General features: G+C 61.3%; 18 protein-coding genes and 1 pseudogene. 8 read left to right on the top strand and 11 right to left on the bottom strand.

Annotated elements, in window-relative coordinates:
- Nucleotides 1–118: 118 nt before the first annotated feature.
- Together BPHYT_RS27280 and BPHYT_RS27275 are read right to left on the bottom strand one after the other, a co-directional pair.
- The gene (locus tag BPHYT_RS27280; protein WP_012427356.1) at nucleotides 119–754 is read right to left on the bottom strand and encodes an Hsp20/alpha crystallin family protein; all 636 of its coding nucleotides are present in this window, start codon (nucleotides 752–754) and stop codon (nucleotides 119–121) included.
- A gap of 194 nt (nucleotides 755–948) precedes the next feature.
- Nucleotides 949–1524 carry an HdeD family acid-resistance protein gene (locus tag BPHYT_RS27275; RefSeq protein ID WP_012427355.1) on the bottom strand — a complete coding sequence of 192 codons (576 nt, stop codon included), beginning with the start codon at nucleotides 1522–1524 and terminating at the stop codon, nucleotides 949–951.
- 295 nt (nucleotides 1525–1819) lie between these two features.
- Here BPHYT_RS27275 and BPHYT_RS27270 point away from each other — a divergent pair, with 295 nt between their 5' ends.
- Complete coding sequence (locus BPHYT_RS27270) at nucleotides 1820–2254, top strand: PRC-barrel domain-containing protein (protein ID WP_012427354.1); 435 nt, start codon at nucleotides 1820–1822, stop codon at nucleotides 2252–2254.
- A gap of 135 nt (nucleotides 2255–2389) precedes the next feature.
- On the opposite strand, the pseudogene BPHYT_RS39575 reads toward BPHYT_RS27270, so the two are convergent.
- Nucleotides 2390–2602, bottom strand: a pseudogene (locus BPHYT_RS39575) (hypothetical protein); the annotation flags it as partial.
- A gap of 341 nt (nucleotides 2603–2943) precedes the next feature.
- On the opposite strand from BPHYT_RS39575, the gene BPHYT_RS27265 reads away from it, so the two are divergent.
- The 7 genes from BPHYT_RS27265 (at nucleotide 2944) to BPHYT_RS27235 (ending at nucleotide 8122) form a co-directional block, all read left to right on the top strand.
- Nucleotides 2944–3771 (top strand): helix-turn-helix domain-containing protein, encoded by an 828-nt coding sequence (locus tag BPHYT_RS27265; RefSeq protein WP_012427353.1) that lies wholly within the window; start codon nucleotides 2944–2946, stop codon nucleotides 3769–3771.
- Nucleotides 3772–3940: 169 nt separating this feature from the next.
- Nucleotides 3941–4597 carry a DUF1269 domain-containing protein gene (locus BPHYT_RS27260; protein WP_238535756.1) on the top strand — a complete coding sequence of 219 codons (657 nt, stop codon included), beginning with the start codon at nucleotides 3941–3943 and terminating at the stop codon, nucleotides 4595–4597.
- Nucleotides 4598–4883: 286 nt separating this feature from the next.
- Nucleotides 4884–5051, top strand: coding sequence for a hypothetical protein (locus BPHYT_RS38800; protein WP_012427351.1), 168 nt, complete (start codon nucleotides 4884–4886; stop codon nucleotides 5049–5051).
- An 81-nt stretch (nucleotides 5052–5132) separates the two neighbouring features.
- Nucleotides 5133–5792, top strand: coding sequence for an SDR family oxidoreductase (locus BPHYT_RS27250; protein ID WP_322786764.1), 660 nt, complete (start codon nucleotides 5133–5135; stop codon nucleotides 5790–5792).
- Nucleotides 5793–5946: 154 nt separating this feature from the next.
- Nucleotides 5947–6189: a hypothetical protein gene (locus BPHYT_RS27245; protein WP_012427349.1), complete on the top strand. Its 243-nt coding sequence runs from the start codon at nucleotides 5947–5949 to the stop codon at nucleotides 6187–6189.
- Nucleotides 6190–6462: 273 nt separating this feature from the next.
- A complete protein-coding gene (locus tag BPHYT_RS27240; RefSeq protein ID WP_012427348.1) occupies nucleotides 6463–7677 on the top strand; it encodes an alkene reductase in 1215 nt (404 codons plus the stop codon).
- 88 nt (nucleotides 7678–7765) lie between these two features.
- Nucleotides 7766–8122, top strand: a complete 357-nt coding sequence (locus BPHYT_RS27235; protein ID WP_012427347.1) for a host attachment protein — start codon at nucleotides 7766–7768, stop codon at nucleotides 8120–8122.
- A 186-nt stretch (nucleotides 8123–8308) separates the two neighbouring features.
- Here BPHYT_RS27235 and BPHYT_RS27230 read toward each other — a convergent pair whose 3' ends face one another.
- The 8 genes from BPHYT_RS27230 to BPHYT_RS27195 form a co-directional block, all read right to left on the bottom strand.
- Complete coding sequence (locus BPHYT_RS27230) at nucleotides 8309–8650, bottom strand: L-rhamnose mutarotase (RefSeq protein ID WP_012427346.1); 342 nt, start codon at nucleotides 8648–8650, stop codon at nucleotides 8309–8311.
- A 47-nt stretch (nucleotides 8651–8697) separates the two neighbouring features.
- Nucleotides 8698–8964: a hypothetical protein gene (locus tag BPHYT_RS27225; protein WP_238535755.1), complete on the bottom strand. Its 267-nt coding sequence runs from the start codon at nucleotides 8962–8964 to the stop codon at nucleotides 8698–8700.
- 122 nt (nucleotides 8965–9086) lie between these two features.
- Nucleotides 9087–10613 carry a UxaA family hydrolase gene (locus BPHYT_RS27220; protein WP_012427344.1) on the bottom strand — a complete coding sequence of 509 codons (1527 nt, stop codon included), beginning with the start codon at nucleotides 10611–10613 and terminating at the stop codon, nucleotides 9087–9089.
- On the bottom strand, nucleotides 10610–11770 hold the full coding sequence (locus tag BPHYT_RS27215; protein WP_012427343.1) for a mannitol dehydrogenase family protein: 1161 nt from the start codon (nucleotides 11768–11770) through the stop codon (nucleotides 10610–10612). Before BPHYT_RS27215 ends, BPHYT_RS27220 begins: the two co-directional genes overlap by 4 nt.
- A 27-nt stretch (nucleotides 11771–11797) precedes the next feature.
- The gene (locus BPHYT_RS27210) at nucleotides 11798–12805 is read right to left on the bottom strand and encodes a zinc-binding alcohol dehydrogenase family protein (protein ID WP_012427342.1); all 1008 of its coding nucleotides are present in this window, start codon (nucleotides 12803–12805) and stop codon (nucleotides 11798–11800) included.
- 13 nt (nucleotides 12806–12818) lie between these two features.
- Nucleotides 12819–13691, bottom strand: a complete 873-nt coding sequence (locus BPHYT_RS27205; protein WP_012427341.1) for an L-fucono-1,5-lactonase — start codon at nucleotides 13689–13691, stop codon at nucleotides 12819–12821.
- Nucleotides 13688–14704 (bottom strand): aldo/keto reductase, encoded by a 1017-nt coding sequence (locus BPHYT_RS27200; RefSeq protein ID WP_041759669.1) that lies wholly within the window; start codon nucleotides 14702–14704, stop codon nucleotides 13688–13690. Before BPHYT_RS27200 ends, BPHYT_RS27205 begins: the two co-directional genes overlap by 4 nt.
- 68 nt (nucleotides 14705–14772) lie before the next feature.
- A complete protein-coding gene (locus BPHYT_RS27195) occupies nucleotides 14773–15720 on the bottom strand; it encodes an ABC transporter substrate-binding protein (RefSeq protein ID WP_012427339.1) in 948 nt (315 codons plus the stop codon).
- Nucleotides 15721–15758 lie beyond the last annotated feature (38 nt).

Here is a 15758-nt window from a genome sequence, read left to right as displayed (position 1 = left end):
GATAGTGCGTGGCCTATTCGCCAATCTGCTGCTCGACGCCGGCATGAGTCGAGTGATCGAGACCGCGAAAGCTGACGAGTCGTTTCACGATAGGCCTGACGCCGGAGTACCGATGGGGTTATTTGATCTCGATGCGCCGCTTCGCCGCCGGTTCTCTGACCGCTTTGGGGACGCGCAGCGTCAGCACGCCGTTCTCGAATCTTGCGTCTGCCCGGTCGAGATCGACGCCCGCGGGCAGCGGGACCGCACGCTGAAAATGTCCGAACGACCGCTCGACCCGATAGCATCCCTGTTCTTCGCTCGTCGATTCGAAACGCTTTTCGCCGCTGATAATCAGCATGTCTTCAATCACTTCGAGTTCGACGTCGTCGCGGGTCATGCCCGGCAATTCGGCGACGATACGCAGTGCGTCGCCTTCGTCGGTGACGTCGATTCGAGGTTGAAACTCGCTTGCACTGAAGTCGCCGAACCAGCTTCCGAGCGGCCCACGGCCGCCGAACGGATCACGGATCAATTCGGCAAACAGATGAATCGGATCGGGTAGCGGCCAGGGGGCCTGCGCAAGTGCTACCGGCGCAGCAGCGGTTGCCATCGGTGCCCCGTTATCCATTGGCATGCCGCCGGTCTGCTGCCCATTTTGCTGCGCGCTTTGCTGGCTGGTGCGCGGCGCATCGGCGCGGCCCGCTGCGTTTTTTTGCGCAGGGTGCGAGCGTAAAAACCGGAACGGATTCCATTTGTCGAGATCGAGCGGCACGTGATTCTCCTTACGTAAAGTGCGCCAGCGCCGGACCTGAGGCTGGACCAGCGGAGATTACTGGCAGTCCATTCGGCCTCGAATGCGAGGGGCGCGGCCGGCGCGCATCGTCCGCGGGCGCGCCGCGAGTGCGGACGCGGGGCTGGCTGCGGCCTTGACCTGGTGACCGATAAAAGTACCCGTGAGCCGTATGTTTACGGATGTAATGGCGCGTGTGGCTCGGCGGTCAGACCATCCTGGTGCCAGGCACGCGCAGTGATGCCGAGCACGACCAGCAGCGCGCCGGTGAACAACGCATACACGCCGATCAGCCAGACGAGCGCTAGTGCACCCGCGCCCGGAAAGAGCAGCACGAAGATGCCGAACAGCACGGATAGCACTCCGGTGAGCACCAGCATCCACGCATTGCGCAGACGCCTGTGCAGCCGCGTTGCTGCGATCAGATCGAATACGCCGGTAATCATCGCGTTTGCGCCAATGACGGCGACCAGCACGAGCGTAGTAATGCCCGGCACTAGCGCGGCTATCACACCGGCGGCGATGCTGCAGATGCCGAGCAGCAAGGGCACCCACCAGCCGCGGTGCGTCACGCGGTAGCGGATGGCCGCGACAATCGCAACAATGCCGCCGACGATCGCGTAGACGCTAAAGAGGGTGATGAGCAATAGCAGAGTGAGACCGGGCCAGAATAGCGCCAGAGTGCCGAACAGCAGCGCGACCGTGCCACGCAGGATGAGCATCCACCAAGCGCGTCCAAGCAGTTCATCCATGTGGGACTCCAGGCTGTACCGTCAGGTGATGAACTTCAGTCTAGGCTCAGCGCATCTGCGATTCTTTCGAGTTTCTGCCGTGCGTTTCGCGATCCTGCGTTCATTCAGGATGCCTGCTGAACGACATCCGGATTGGCATCCGGGATGCACCAAAATAAGCCGATTCATCGTAATTATTTTTATAGCGGCTTGCCGTGAGGGGTTCTAACATGAACTTATGCCAGGCACTGTCTGGCATTAGCGTGATCATTGCTGGCCTGGTCTCCCACCGCAACACCCGAACGAAGGGTATCTCATGAAACCAAATCTGCTTGTATGGTTGCTCGCGTCGTCGCTCGTGCTTCCGCTAGAGGCGCACGCCCAGGTGGCCGGCGCCCAGCCGCTAGGTGTCAGCGTGGAAGAGTCGGCCGCGATCGTGGCGGGCTGGAGCGTGAGGAAGTCGGTGATGGATAAACCGGTCTTCAACGAGAAGGGCGAGCGCGTCGGCGTCATTCATGACATTATCGTGGCACCGGACCGGTCGGTATCGTTTGCGATCATCGCCGCGAACCAGTTTCTAGGGGTGTCGCATCACGACGTGGCCATTCCGATCGAGCAGCTCGATTTCAACAACGGCAAACTGGTGCTCGCCGGTGCGACGAAAGATGCGATCAAGGCGCTGCCCGCGTTTCAATATGCAAAGGTGCCCACGACGCCTAAGCCGAGGTCCGACTACGACGAGCATCGGTGACATATTTGTTACATCGTGCGTGATCGACGCATGTGACGCGCGGTGGCAATACCCGGAATGTTCCATGCGCCGATGCCACATACAATGCGCGAGCGCGGCGGTGACCGGGATCGTAGCCGCCGTGGTCAAGCCACTGATTCTTCCGGTCGAGCGGTTTTGCAGGATCACCCTGGCGCCGATAAAACCGACGCCCGTAATGACGCCTTGAATCGCACGGCGGCGTCGGTGCTGCCTCCAGTAAAACCGTGTAGTTCGAACGACATGCCGGCCATCGTGACAAGACGCAAGATCGCTTCGAGCAATCGCACGTGTGAAGTCATCGGCGCCCCCGCCAAGGTTTCCTGGCAATGTCGCGCTCGGCGAGCAGCCGCTGCTCAATACAGTCTAGCTTCGCGGGGGCAACCTGATTGAGCGTCAAACGGCGCTCAGGAGTCTGCCCACGCCAGGTCTGATCCGATGGTCACAGATCGCGGACGCGCGTGCGGCGCGCATGACATGCCGCTTCGCGAAGCTGATCCGCGTCGAACGCTGCGCAATACCTTGGCGTAAGTATTGGCTTGCAAAATGCCTTCAGGAGCGTTGGATTGCATCGCTTTCTTTTTTCCCATATTACGAAATCGCCTCAGACAGCCTTGAATTCGACGTAAGCTTAGCTATGTGACCAGGCGAAACGGAGACTGCTGCTCATCATGAAGCAAGCAACTAGATCGACCCCGGATCACGGGTTACGCTGCCAACCGATGAACGTCGTTTTCACCGATGACGCGCCGAATTTAACGCAGGGATTCCGGCTCGTTATACCGACGGGCAGCACTGTTGTGCAGGCTGCGGGCTGCGACGACATCGGAACGAGTCAATCCATCCTGATAAGTGCGCCATTTGTCGCAATTATTCCTTGTGCGACGCCGTTGGCCACGAGCGCCGACCACGATCCAAAGGGATGGGTTATCGCACTCAAACCGAGCGTACTTGGGCAAGTCTCGCAAGAATCGTTTGGCATCGTTCCGAAATGGTCGAAGTTTTGGGATCCGTTCCTGCGCGAGGCCGCAGATACATTGGGTGCTTTGAATAGCGCGGATCTTATCGACACCGCCTGCGCCGACGCTTTTGCCGATGTCATTTCGATGCACATCGCTCTGCGCTACGGGCACTGTGCAGGCGCGGAGGAGCCGGACATGCCGATTACGCGTCAAAAGCTGGCTCGTATTCAAGCCTTCGTTCATGAGAACATAGCCGAAACCATTTTGGTCGAGCAACTCGCAGTTCTGGTGCACATGAGTGCTTCAAAGTTTGCACGCGTCTTCAAGATTGCGACCGGTAACCCGCCCCATCTATATGTGACACTCGAACGAGTGAAATTCGCCAGGGCGATGTTATGCGAGGAGGCCATTCCGTTGGTTGACGTTGGCGCGCGTGCGGGGTTTCAGACTCAGCAGCATTTCACCGACGTGTTTCATCGATACACCGGTGTGACGCCTCGCGCATTCCGACTTGCTCATCGGGCCGTCGGCAGATGATTCATTGGCGAAGTTGCGAGAGCAATCTGAAAGCCGCGCAACAGAAGCGCAGAGATCCGACACGTCTTGCAAGAATGAGGAAGAAGCGCAACCGGCAAGAATCTAATCTTGATGTAATCGTCATCGCGTCAATGGCCCCGAATATCTCAGGGTAGGCGCCGGGCGGGACATGCAAGATTGGCTGGCACCGCAGTTGCTTTGCGGCGCGGCTGACCAGCAAGCGCGCGGCGCCGAGGATGAATTCAACCTTGCCGCCGAAGAAGCTCGGCTTCTCCCAGAGAAAAGGAGCAGATCCATGAGCGATCTAGTCGTTGTAAGTTTCAAAGGCGAAGACACGGCCGACCAGGTGCTGACCAAGCTCCAGCAGATGCAAAAGGAACACCTGATCGACCTTGAGGATGCCTGCATCGTCGTCCGCAGCGCGAAGGGAAAAATACACCTCAAGCAATCGGTCGATCTCGTCAAGTTCGGCGCGCTCAGCGGCGCGGCCTGGGGTGGTTTGTTTGGTGCACTGGTTGGGGTAATGTTGCTCAATCCGCTCGCCGGGTTGGCAACAGGCATGGCCATCGGTGCGGGCACGGGCGCGCTGTCGGGCGCGCTCTCAGACTATGGAATCGATGACGATTTCATGTGTTCGACGGGTCAGAACATTGAGCCGGGTTCATCGGCGCTCTTCATCCTCGTGCGTCGCGTGAATTTCGACAAGGTCTTGCCGGAGCTGAAGCCTTTCGGCGGTAAGGTATTAAAGACATCTCTCACGAACGATCAGGAGGAACGCCTGAAGAAGGCGCTAGAGGACCTGAACAGCAGTGGCACGACAGCATGAGCATCCCGGCAATTCAGGCGTTGTTCCGTGTGGACTTCGATCACATCGACACGCAGTTCGACACTGGAGCGTGCTCACGCTTAACTTGCGAAGACCGATACGACCGTATCCGGAGGCCGGAAAATCGCCGCCCGGCAGATCAATGACATCGATTTGAATGTCGTCGAGGCCGCGATTTTCGATCTGCGTAATGAAGGTGACGATCTCACCTTCCAATGACGGTGATTGCCTGCACGTAACGCCGCTGCACTAGCGAAATTCCGCTGATTCCCTTATGGAGCGCAACATGACAAAGGAAAGTCGCATCGACATCCCGAAGTCGAAAGTCGAGGCGCAGGAAGCGCCGACGACCTTGGACGAACAACTCGACGAAGCGCTTGGAGAGACCTTTCCTGCGAGCGACCCAATCGCCGTCCACCCCGAGCCAGAACAACCGTCAAAGAAGCAAACTTAGTCGTCGTGGGTACTGGAAAGCAACAGAACGAGCTTCTCGACGCGCCGCTTCAGCACAGCGAAAGCGCGGCACGCCGCTGACATGCCTTCTCGGAGAGACGCGATGAGCATTGCACTAATTGGCGCCACCGGCCGCACCGGCCGGCTGGTGGCGGAAAAGTTGCACCGTGCGGGCACTCCGTTTCGTGCGTTGCTGCGCGACGAGGCTCGGCGAGCCCATTTCGAAGGCCTCGGCGCGAGTCCCGTGATCGTCGACCTGACGCAGAACTTCGGCGCGGCGCTCGCGGGGGTTCAGACAGTTATCTTTGCCGCTGGATCCGCTGAAACCGAGGGCGCCGAGCAGGAGCGTCAGATCGATCGGGACGCGATCATCAAGGCGGTCGATTATGCGAAGCAAAATGGCGCGGATCGCTTCATCGTCGTCAGCACCTTGCTGGCATACGCCCCTGAGCGCGCGCCAGATGAGCTTCGGCATTACGCGCAGATGAAGCGCGCATCGGACGATTATCTGATCGGCAGTGGGCTCGATTATCTCGTGCTGCGTCCCGGCACACTGACCATGGAGCCGGGTGCCGGGACAATTGAAATCGTGGCCGACGCGCAGTCCGCTCGTGCCCCCATTGCGCGTGAGGATGTTGCCGAAGTCGTGCTCGAAGCGCTCAGGGTGGGCCTTGTCAACAAGATCGTCGGGTTTGCCGGTGGCAGTCAACCGATAGCCGACGCATTGGCCTCGCTCCATTGACCTTGCGCGTTGGGTGACGCAGGGCACCCGTTTCGTCGAGCACTCAAACGCGCGCAACGGTTCAAACATTCCGCCAATACGAACTAGACTTGAAGAGTCGGCGCGTCCGCGCTCGAGAACGAAGCCATGCGGCCCGTTGCAATGGAGAACGCCCATGCCGAAGACTGTTTCCTCTGCCGAGCAGATTCGTGATGAAACGCAAAGTCGCGTGGCAAAAATAAGCGCGGACATGCCGGAAGGACTGCGCGTGCGCATACCGCTGCCCGAACGGCACCCGCCCGATGCCGCCGGCAGGAACTGGAATATGGTGCCGCTCAATAAGGAGGGCACCGACTTTGCCCACGAGATCCGGCGCATTGTCGAAGACATGCGCACCGAGTTCGTTCTGCCGGATTGAGGCTGCAACGCTTGCGCCCGCGTCCCGGTCGCGAATCTCTCGAAAGGGCACAGTAGCTAAGGGCATGGCAGGACCAGATCCGGCCCCGATGGAGCGATGGACCGCGTGGCGACAGGATCGTGACATATCTCGGCAGAAACCGGAAAGAAGCACGCGCGGATCATGGCTAGACTGACTGAGGGCGGAAACATGTCGATGTGATCTGACGCCGACGTCTCGAAGTGTCCATGACAGTACTTTTCGGGCCGAGCCAGAAACGCAAGGAGCAGATTTATGCCGAATACCGAAATCGCGCCCGCCGAAGCTGGGCAGCACGACGAAAGAATCGCGCTGAGCAAGCTCTTCGAACCAGTCAAGGTGGGACCGTACAACCTGCGCCATCGTGCTGTGATGGCGCCGCTGACGCGCTCGCGCGCCAGCCAGCCAGGCAACATACCGTCTCAGCTCAACGCGTGCTATTACGCCCAGCGTGCATCGGCCGCGCTCATCATCAGCGAGGCGACGCAGGTGTCGATGCAAGGACAGGGCTATGCGTGGACGCCTGGGATTCATAGTCGCGAACAGGTGGAAGGCTGGCGGCTCGTGGTGAACGCCGTGCACGAGGCGGGCGGATTGATGTTCATGCAGCTCTGGCACGTCGGACGCATATCGCACCCCTCGTTGCAGCCCGATGAAATGCTGCCGGTAGCGCCGTCTGCGGTCGAGCCAAAAGCGGAGGCGTTCATCGAGAACGAGCGCGGCGAAGGTGTCGTCGCGCCCTGCATTACGCCCCGCGCGCTGCAGGTCGAAGAGATGCCATATCTCGTGCGACAGTACTTCAGGGGTGCGCGCAACGCAAAGGCGGCTGGCATGGACGGTGTCGAAGTGCACGCAGCGAACGGCTATCTGCTCGACCAGTTCCTGCTGTCCGGCACAAACCGCCGCACGGACTCATACGGCGGGTCGCGTGAGCGCCGGGCCAAGCTCCTGCTGGAGGTGATCGAGACGGTTTGCGACGTGTGGGGACCGGAAAAGGTCGGCGTGCGGCTCTCGCCTCTGGGCACCTTCAACGACATGCATGACGACGATCCCGAGGCGACCTTTTCTTACGTCCTCGAGAAGCTCAATCAATACGGGTTGGCGTATTTGCACATCGTCAATCCCGCGCTGGCGGCGACCAGTGAGGATGTCGCTTTCACGGAGCGCGCCAAACGCATGAGCGAGATGGTGCGGCGAACTTATCGTGGAGTGCTGATGGTCGCGGGCGGGTTCGACGGTGGCAGTGCGGAACGATGGCTCGAGGAGGGCAACGCGGACCTGATCGCATTCGGACGCTTGTTCATCGCCAATCCGGACCTGCCGGAACGCTTACGATTGCACGCTCCGCTCAATTCACCGGATCCGTCCACGTTTTATGGAGGCGGCGAGCGCGGATATACCGATTATCCATCGCTCGCGCAGGAGCGCGGAGAGGCCCCACGGTCCGTCATCGATGGACGTTGGAGATAGGCTATCGTTGGCCGGCGGGCTCGCTGGCGTCACGCGACGACTTGCGATGGCGGCCCAGCCGGCGACCAATCACGCTGAGAGGCGCACCATGGCTGGCACTACCTGGGTTGTCGTTGCCGACGGCAGCCGTGCACGAATCTTCGAAACACCGGGACTTAAACTGGACTTGCGGGAAATCGAAGACCTCGTCAATGTCGTTCCAAGTGGAGGTAGGCTGAGCGAGAAGGATCGCGAGAAATTCGCAAGGACCGTCGCCGACTACATCGAACAGGGACGGCTTCATCAGCGGTATCAGCGATTGCGTTTTGCCGCCGAGCCGAAATTCCTCGGGATGCTGCACGCGCATCTAAGCGAGGAGACGCGTCGGTTGACTTTCGAAGAGATCAGCGAAGATCTCTCGGCCTTAGATGCGCGCGAAATTGAGGCGCACCTGCGAAAGCATTAACGGCGACCTGAAACTAGCTGCATTGTTAACGCGCTGACGCTGCTCTTAATGCCGATACCGACGCTGGTGTCTCGCGCGGACGACCGACTCGATATCCGATTCGTTTGCGATTTTGGGCTACAACCAACATTGGTGGGGTCACGCCTCGCGTTGCCGTCTTTGCCGCCATCTGTGGCCATGCCCGACTTACGGCTGTTTGCGTAGGTCAAATATCTGGCGCATCGAAACCCACTTCTCGCCCGCTGGCGTCCACGGCGTGGGCGCCTGGAATTTCCACATCAAATCCTCCCAATCACGAATCACCGGGTTCGATTCGGCGGCTCGGGCCATCTTGTCGCCGTCAAACGTGACGTCGTCCGTCTCCATGACCATCGTCAGGCGGGTTCCAAGTCGGAAAATCTCCATACCCACCACGCCATGCTCGCGCAGATGCTGCAGCACTTCAGGCCAGACGTCGCGGTGATATTTTTCGTAACTCTCGATAAGCGCCTGGTCGTCCTTCAGATCCAGTGCGAAGCAGTACCGCATAGCGACTCCTTATGTGATGGGAAGCGGGCCGTGCACAGGCGCAATTTTCACTGAAGATCGCACGTCCCGTTAGCTGCAAACACGGACAACTTCGGTGGAAGCATGTCGTCCAACCGCTCGCGCGTTCCTTCCAGCCGCCTTTGCAGTTCGATGATCGCGGGCAATTGAAAGTCGTGCACGTCGGGAACGGCGCTGCCTCGACGTCGACAGACCTGAACCGCCACGTCCAGCGCGCGCGAGCGTGTGTCGATCAGCAGCGCAAGCGCCTCGCCAAGCAGGCGTCTCTGCTGCGCTGACAGGCGGAACTCTTTCACGCCATCCTGCGGCGTCGATTCGGGTGCGTTTGTGTCCATGGGAAACGGTTCCTGATCCCCTCGGGAGTCTGAGATTCCTGCGCCGCGTCGGAGTTTCAATCGATTGCAGCAAGCCGCGCTTGTTACATGATCGCGCCGCGCAGCCAGGGCACGAACTCACGATCGCCCATGCCGTTCTGTTCGCTGTGGGTCTTCGTACCCGACGCAATGTCCAGCATGAGTTGAAATACCTGCGCGCCGGCCTGTTCGACGGTGAGCGAACCATCTACGATCTGACCGCAATTGAAATCCATATCAGCGCGCATCCGCTCGAACAAGCCCGTGGTTGTCGCGAGCTTGATGGTCGGCACCGGCTTTGAACCGAACACCGAACCACGCCCGGTCGTAAAGCAGACCAGATTGGCACCGCCCGCAATCTGACCGGTTGCGGACACAGGGTCGTAGCCCGGCGTGTCCATGAAGACCAAACCTGATTCCGACGCCCGCTCGGCATATTCGTAGACCGCGTTGAGCGCGGTACTTCCGCCTTTCGAAACCGCGCCCAGCGATTTTTCAAGAATGGTCGTGATGCCGCCCGCCTTGTTGCCGGGCGAGGGATTGTTGTTCATGTCGCCGCCTGCTTCGGCGGCATACCGCTCCCACCAGCGCAGCTTGTCGAGCAGTCGCCCCGCGACGTCGGACGATACCGCCCGTGCGGTCAGCAGATGTTCCGCGCCGTAGATCTCTGGCGTTTCGGAGAGGATCGCCGTGCCGCCATGGCGCACGAGGAGATCGACGGCTGCGCCGAGAGCGGGGTTCGCTGTGATTCCCGAATAGCCGTCCGAGCCGCCGCATTGCAGCCCCACTTTCAAACGCGCGGCAGGGACCTCGATGCGCCGTATGCGGCTGGCCGCCGACAGCATCTCCCGGACGATGGCGATACCGCGCGCCACTGTCTCGCGTACGCCGCCTTCATCCTGTATGACAAGTGTTTCGACAAGGGCAGGGCTGCCGGCTTCGAGGGACCTCGTGAGACCGCTCACCTGGTTCACCTCGCAACCAAGGCCCACCAGCAGCACGCCCGCGAAGTTCGGGTTGCAGGCGTAGCCGGTCAGCGTGCGCCGAAGCAAGGCCATGCCGTCACCCGTGGCGGACATTCCGCACCCGCTCTGATGGGTAATCGCGACGACGCCATCCACCGTGCTGAACGGGTCCATTGCGTCGCCCTTGAAGGCGTCCGCGATCGCGTGACACACGCTCGCGGAACAGTTGACGCTGGCGATCACCCCGATGTAGTTGCGTGTTCCAACCTGACCATCCGCACGCACGAACCCCTGAAACGCTCCCGGCCGGTCCACGGGTGCGAGACTGCGAACCGCATCGCTGTGCGTGGGGCGATGCGGATGATGCTCCGGCATGCCGACGTTGTGGACGTGCACGTGCTCGCCCGGCTCGACGTCGGCCAGCGCGATACCGATTGTCTGCCGATATTTGGTCACGGCGCTGCCGCGCGCGATGCGCCGGATAGCCAGCTTGTGGCCGGCCGCAATAGAACCTCTGACGACGACCCGTTGCCCGCCCGCTTCAACCGGCGTGCCCGCCTCGAGCGCCCGCAATGCCACCGCTACGTTGTCCTCGTTGTGAAGGATGACGATTGTCTGATCTGTCATGATGCGTCCGCCCTTTGCGTTGAGGACGTCAGTCCATGCCGTGCGAGCGTTTCGCGCAGACGCGTCTGACCGGATCCGACTGACAGCGAGTCGGCGAGCTCTATCAGCGGCAGGATTCGCCGCCGGACCTTTTCGACATGGTGGTTGGCAATGTCCGCGATGCGGTGATCGAGGTACGGATTGAGAAACCGTTCGCGCACGCTCGCGACGTACTGCACGGCGCGAGCGCGCAAACCCATCGCACTGAAGACGGGCAACACTTCGTTGTCCCACACAGCCTCGATGCCGTCGCGTAGCGGCCCATCGTTCATCGCATCGAAGACGGTCTCGGTCGCGCTTCGGCGCTGCGCGAGCCATTGGTCAGCGAGCCACGTATGCCCGAGGTTCAGAAAGAACAGCTTGAGTTGCTCGTAGCTGCTCAGGTCGTCAGTGACTACGATGTGTTCATGCGTACACGGCAGTTCCATGCCCGCGCGCCGCTCGATCGCCCACAGCGCATAGGGTTCGGCCACCGCGCCTACCGGTTCGATCGGTTCCGATACGATGCGGTCGACCAGCGAGTTGACCCAGATGCATCGCTGCGACAGATAGGCGACAAACGGCGTGGGCAGCACCCATTGTCGAGCCAGGCCGGTCACCAGATCGCGCAGCGTGTCGCCGTTGCTGGCGACGAGTTCGCACGGAAAGATCGAGATGCCCGAGTCAGGCCGTTCACGCCACCGTGCATGAAGGAGCGTGAGCAACTTCGCGGGATAGCTGTGCGGCGCCTGACCCTCCCGCGCGAGCAGGGCGGGCGAATCACGCTCGTCGAGGCGATAGCCCATGTCGCCCGTGTTCGACACGATCACGCGCACGTCATGAATCGCCGCATGCCGTATCGTCGCCCAATCGCGATTGGCAATCCAGGCAGCGCGGATGGCGCGGCAATCGACGACCGTGTCCACGATCGCGCCGCCCTCCCTGCCGCGGATTTTCACCGGATAACTGGCTGCCTGGGCCAGTGCGGCGATGCGCGCCTGGCTGGACGGGTTGTCGGTAGTCTGCACCACGCAGATGCCGCCGATTGCGTCGCCCCGCTCAAGCGCCTGCGAAACGAACAGCGCGACATGGGCCTGGAGGAACCGGCTGGTGCCAAACTGAAGAATAGGTTCACTCATCTCGAACGATTCCACCACGGGGTTCGGTTAGCACTCGACCAGCGCCTTGACGACGGTTTGTCCGGGCTCCATCAGTTTCGGGAACTCGGTGGGTACGTCCGAGAGGCTCATGCGGTGCGTGTTGAGCGCTTTGTCGGGGATGTGGCCCGCGCGCATGGCGTCGAGGACCGTTTCGAAGTCTTCCGCGGTCGCGTTGCGGCTGCCGAGCAGGGTCGCCTCGCGCTTGTGGAACTCCGGATCGGAGAATGCGATCTCGCCCGGGACGATCGAAATCAGCACATATTTCCCGCCGTGGGCGATGAACTCAAAACCGCGGTTCATCGCCTTGACGTTGCCCGTCGCGTCGAACACCACGTCGAAGAACTCGCCATCGGTGAGCGCAGACAATTCATCGACGTCATTCGGGCCGATCTGAACTGTCGACACGGCAATGTGCTCGCGGCAGAACGCAAGACGATCGGCTCGCGTGTCCAGGCAGGCGACGCGCGCGCCGCGCAGGTTCGCGAACAGCATGGCCGCCATGCCGATTGGGCCGGCACCGACAACGAGAACCCGCTGGCCGGCCGCCACATCGGCACGCCGCACCGCGTGCGCGCCGATGGCGAGGAACTCGAGCATTGCCGCCTGATCCAGGGTCACGCCGTCGGCCTTATGGACGAACTGTGCGGGCACCGACAGATATTCCGTCAACGCGCCGTCGCGATGCACGCCGAGCACCTTGATGTTGACGCAGCAGTTGGTTTTACCCTGTCTGCAGGCGATGCATTTTCCGCACGACAGATAGGGCATCACATAGACGGCGTCGCCGGGCACGACGTGCGCGCCGGGATCAGCCTCGGCAACGATCGCTGACAGCTCGTGCCCCATGACTCTCGGGTATTGCAGGTAGGGCTGATTCCCCGAATAGATGTGCATGTCCGTGCCGCAGATACCGACGCGGCGAACTCGCAGCAGCACTTCACCTTCAGCGCGGCGAGGCGGTTCGCGTTCTTCGTGGCGCAGTACGCCGGGCGATTCGCAAATGACGCTAAGCATTTTGGCATCCTCTCTATTGGGCTTGTCGATCGTCGGACGGATGATCGATTCTGTAAAAATGGCATGCATTGCCGCCAAAAACGCTGGCGTGCGCGTCGGGACCGAGGAAGCGGTCACAGCATTGTTCGCACCAGGCGAGCCAGTCGCCGTAGTCACCAAAATGGCCGGCAAGTCTGGACACGGGCCAGTCGCTGCCCCACATCAGCCGCGATGCGCCGAACCACTCACATACGGCGCGCACGTACGGCTCGACAAGTGTGAGGTCGGGATGGGGACCGGCTTCCGTCCAGAGTCCGGAAAGCTTGCAATGGACGTTGGGAAGTTCGGCAAGCCGGCTCATCGCGACGTGCCACGGTTCAGACCGGCCGGACGCGATCGGCGGCTTTGCCGCGTGGTCGATCACGATGCGCAGGCGAGGGTACCGGCGTGCGAACGCCAGCAACGCGTGCAGATGGCGAGGCGTGACGAGCGCATCGAAACTGAGATCGTGTTCGAACATCGCCTCAACCGCAGGTTCGAGCATCGGGTCGTCGATCCAGCCGTCATCGTCGAGATCCTGCAGCATGGGTCGAACGCCGCGAAATTTTGGCTGCCGGGCCAGCATGGCAAGACTTGCCGGCGCCCCGGCGGATTTCAGGTCCACCCATCCGACGACTGCCGCCACGACGCTCGATGCGCACGCGATATCGAGCAGATAGCGCGTGTCTTCCGGCGTCGGCAGTGACTGGACCAGCACTGTGCGCTGAACGTTGGATCGCGCGAGGATAGGCTCGAGGTCCTGCGCACCGAAGTCCCGGTAGATGGCATCCAGCGTGTGCGGCGGCCAGTAACCTTCACGGTCGGCAATCTGCCAGAAGTGCTGGTGAGCGTCGATTCGGAGCGTCACGCGCAGACCTCCGGGACCGGGGCCGATTCTGCGATCAGCCCCTCGCGCTGCAAGGCTTGCCACAACTCGGGCGGAAGCGGCGTTTCGAGCCATGCGATGTTCTGCTGCAACTGCGCAATACTGCTCGCGCCGATTACGCAGGACACCACGGCCGGATGCGCCAGTGGGAACTGGAGAGCCGCGGCGGCGAGCGGAACTTCGAACCGGGTGCAGACGGCGGCGAGACGCGCGACCCTGTCTGCTACTTCGACCGGCGCATCGGCGTAGTTGAACTTGCCGTTGCCCACGAGTACGCCGGAGTTGAACACGCCGCCGGCGACGATCCGAGTGTCGTTGCGCGCACATCGATCGAGTAATGGCGCGAGCGCTTCCTGTTCGAGCAACGTGTAGCGGCCCGCCAGCAGGATGAGGTCGAGATCGGCTTCCTGCATCGCGTCGACGGCGACCTGCCATTCGTTGATGCCGAGCCCGATCGCGGAAACGGCGTGGCAGTCGCGCAGTTCTGCGAGCGCCCGGAATCCGCCGCCCCGGGTCAGTTGTTCCCAGTAGCGTGAATGCTGATCGCCATGCGTCGCAGCGCCGATATCGTGGACATAGAGGACGTCGATTGTCTGCATGCCAAGACGCTGCTGACTATCTTCGTACGAGCGCATGATGCCGTCGAACGTATAGTCGAAACGAGGCCGGAAGGGCAGGGGGTGTGCCCATCCGTCGTCGCCGGGCTGGACGGTGGCATCGGGCCGCATGAGCCGCCCGACCTTGGTGCTCAGTACGTAGCGCTCCCGTTCGCGCATCTGCAGCGAATGTCCGACTCGTCGCTCGGAAAGCGTATAGCCGTAGAACGGCGCCGTGTCGAAATAGCGGATGCCGGCGTCCCACGCCCAGTCGACTAGCGCGTTGGCCTCCGCGGCGGACATAGGCTTGTAGAGTCCGCCGAGTTGTGAGCAGCCGAGGCCCAGCGTGGTCATCGCCAATCCGCTTCGTGGCAGCGCGTGCGTTGCAATGGCTTTCATCGAGGATATGTCTGAATGGAGGAGGTGCCGGCGGACGGCCGCAAAAGACGCCACGCCGGCGCGTTTCATTAGTAGAGAACGTTCTTTGCTTCGGATGAGTCGAGGTTCTGTTTTTCGACCATCATGACGCCCGTGTCCACCTGCTTCGAGACGGGTTTGCGTTCGATCACATTGACGAGGGTCTGGATGCCCTTGTAGCCCATCTGGTACGAACTCTGAACCGCGATTGCCTGAATCGTGCCGTCGCGAACGAACCCTTGCAGGTCCTGGTTGCCATCGAAACCGATTGCTATGACCTTGCCGCTTTTTCCGGACTGGGCCAGCGCGCGCCCCATCCCCACGGCGGTCGGCTCGTTCGCGCCGAAAATGCCCTTGAGGTCGGGATTGGCCGACAGGACGTCGGTCGTCTGATTCAGCGCGGTTGCCATCTGCGATTGCGAATAGAACGGCCCGACCACCTGCAGCTTGGAATGCGCTGTGATGTACTTGCGGAATCCGCCGACGCGGCCGATTTCCGAACCTGCGCCCGGCACGTACGACATGATCGCGACCTTGCCGGTCTGTCCGACACGATCGATCATGGCCTGCGCACAGAGTTCGCCGGCCTTCGTGTTGTCGGTCGACAGGAACGACTGGTAATACTGCTTGCCCGCGTCGGACACGGTCGAGTCGATCAGCACCACGGGAATATGGGCTTCCCACGCTTTCTTCATGGCCGGAACGAGCGCGTCGGGATCGGACGGCGCCAGCACGATGCCGGCGACATGCCGGTTCACCGCGTTCTCGACCATGTTGACTTCATCCGCGATGGCGGACTCTGCCGCGGGGCCCTGGAAGGTCATCGTGTAACCCTTCGCATCCGCCATGGCGGCCGTGGCGCCTTTCTGGACGTTCTGCCAGTAGTTGGAGTTCGCCGTTTTCACGATCACGGCAATTTCGCCGCCGGCCGCCTGCGCGTACGCGCTGAACATTGCACACATCGCCGCGGCCGCAGCCAGCACGGATAACTTTTTCATGTCTCGCTCCTTGATTGTGGTTGGGACTTCGTCTTCTG

This window comes from Paraburkholderia phytofirmans PsJN, assembly GCF_000020125.1.
In the GTDB taxonomy this organism is placed as follows: Bacteria; Pseudomonadota; Gammaproteobacteria; order Burkholderiales; family Burkholderiaceae; genus Paraburkholderia; species Paraburkholderia phytofirmans.
This window is presented reverse-complemented; position numbering and strand designations above follow the sequence as displayed.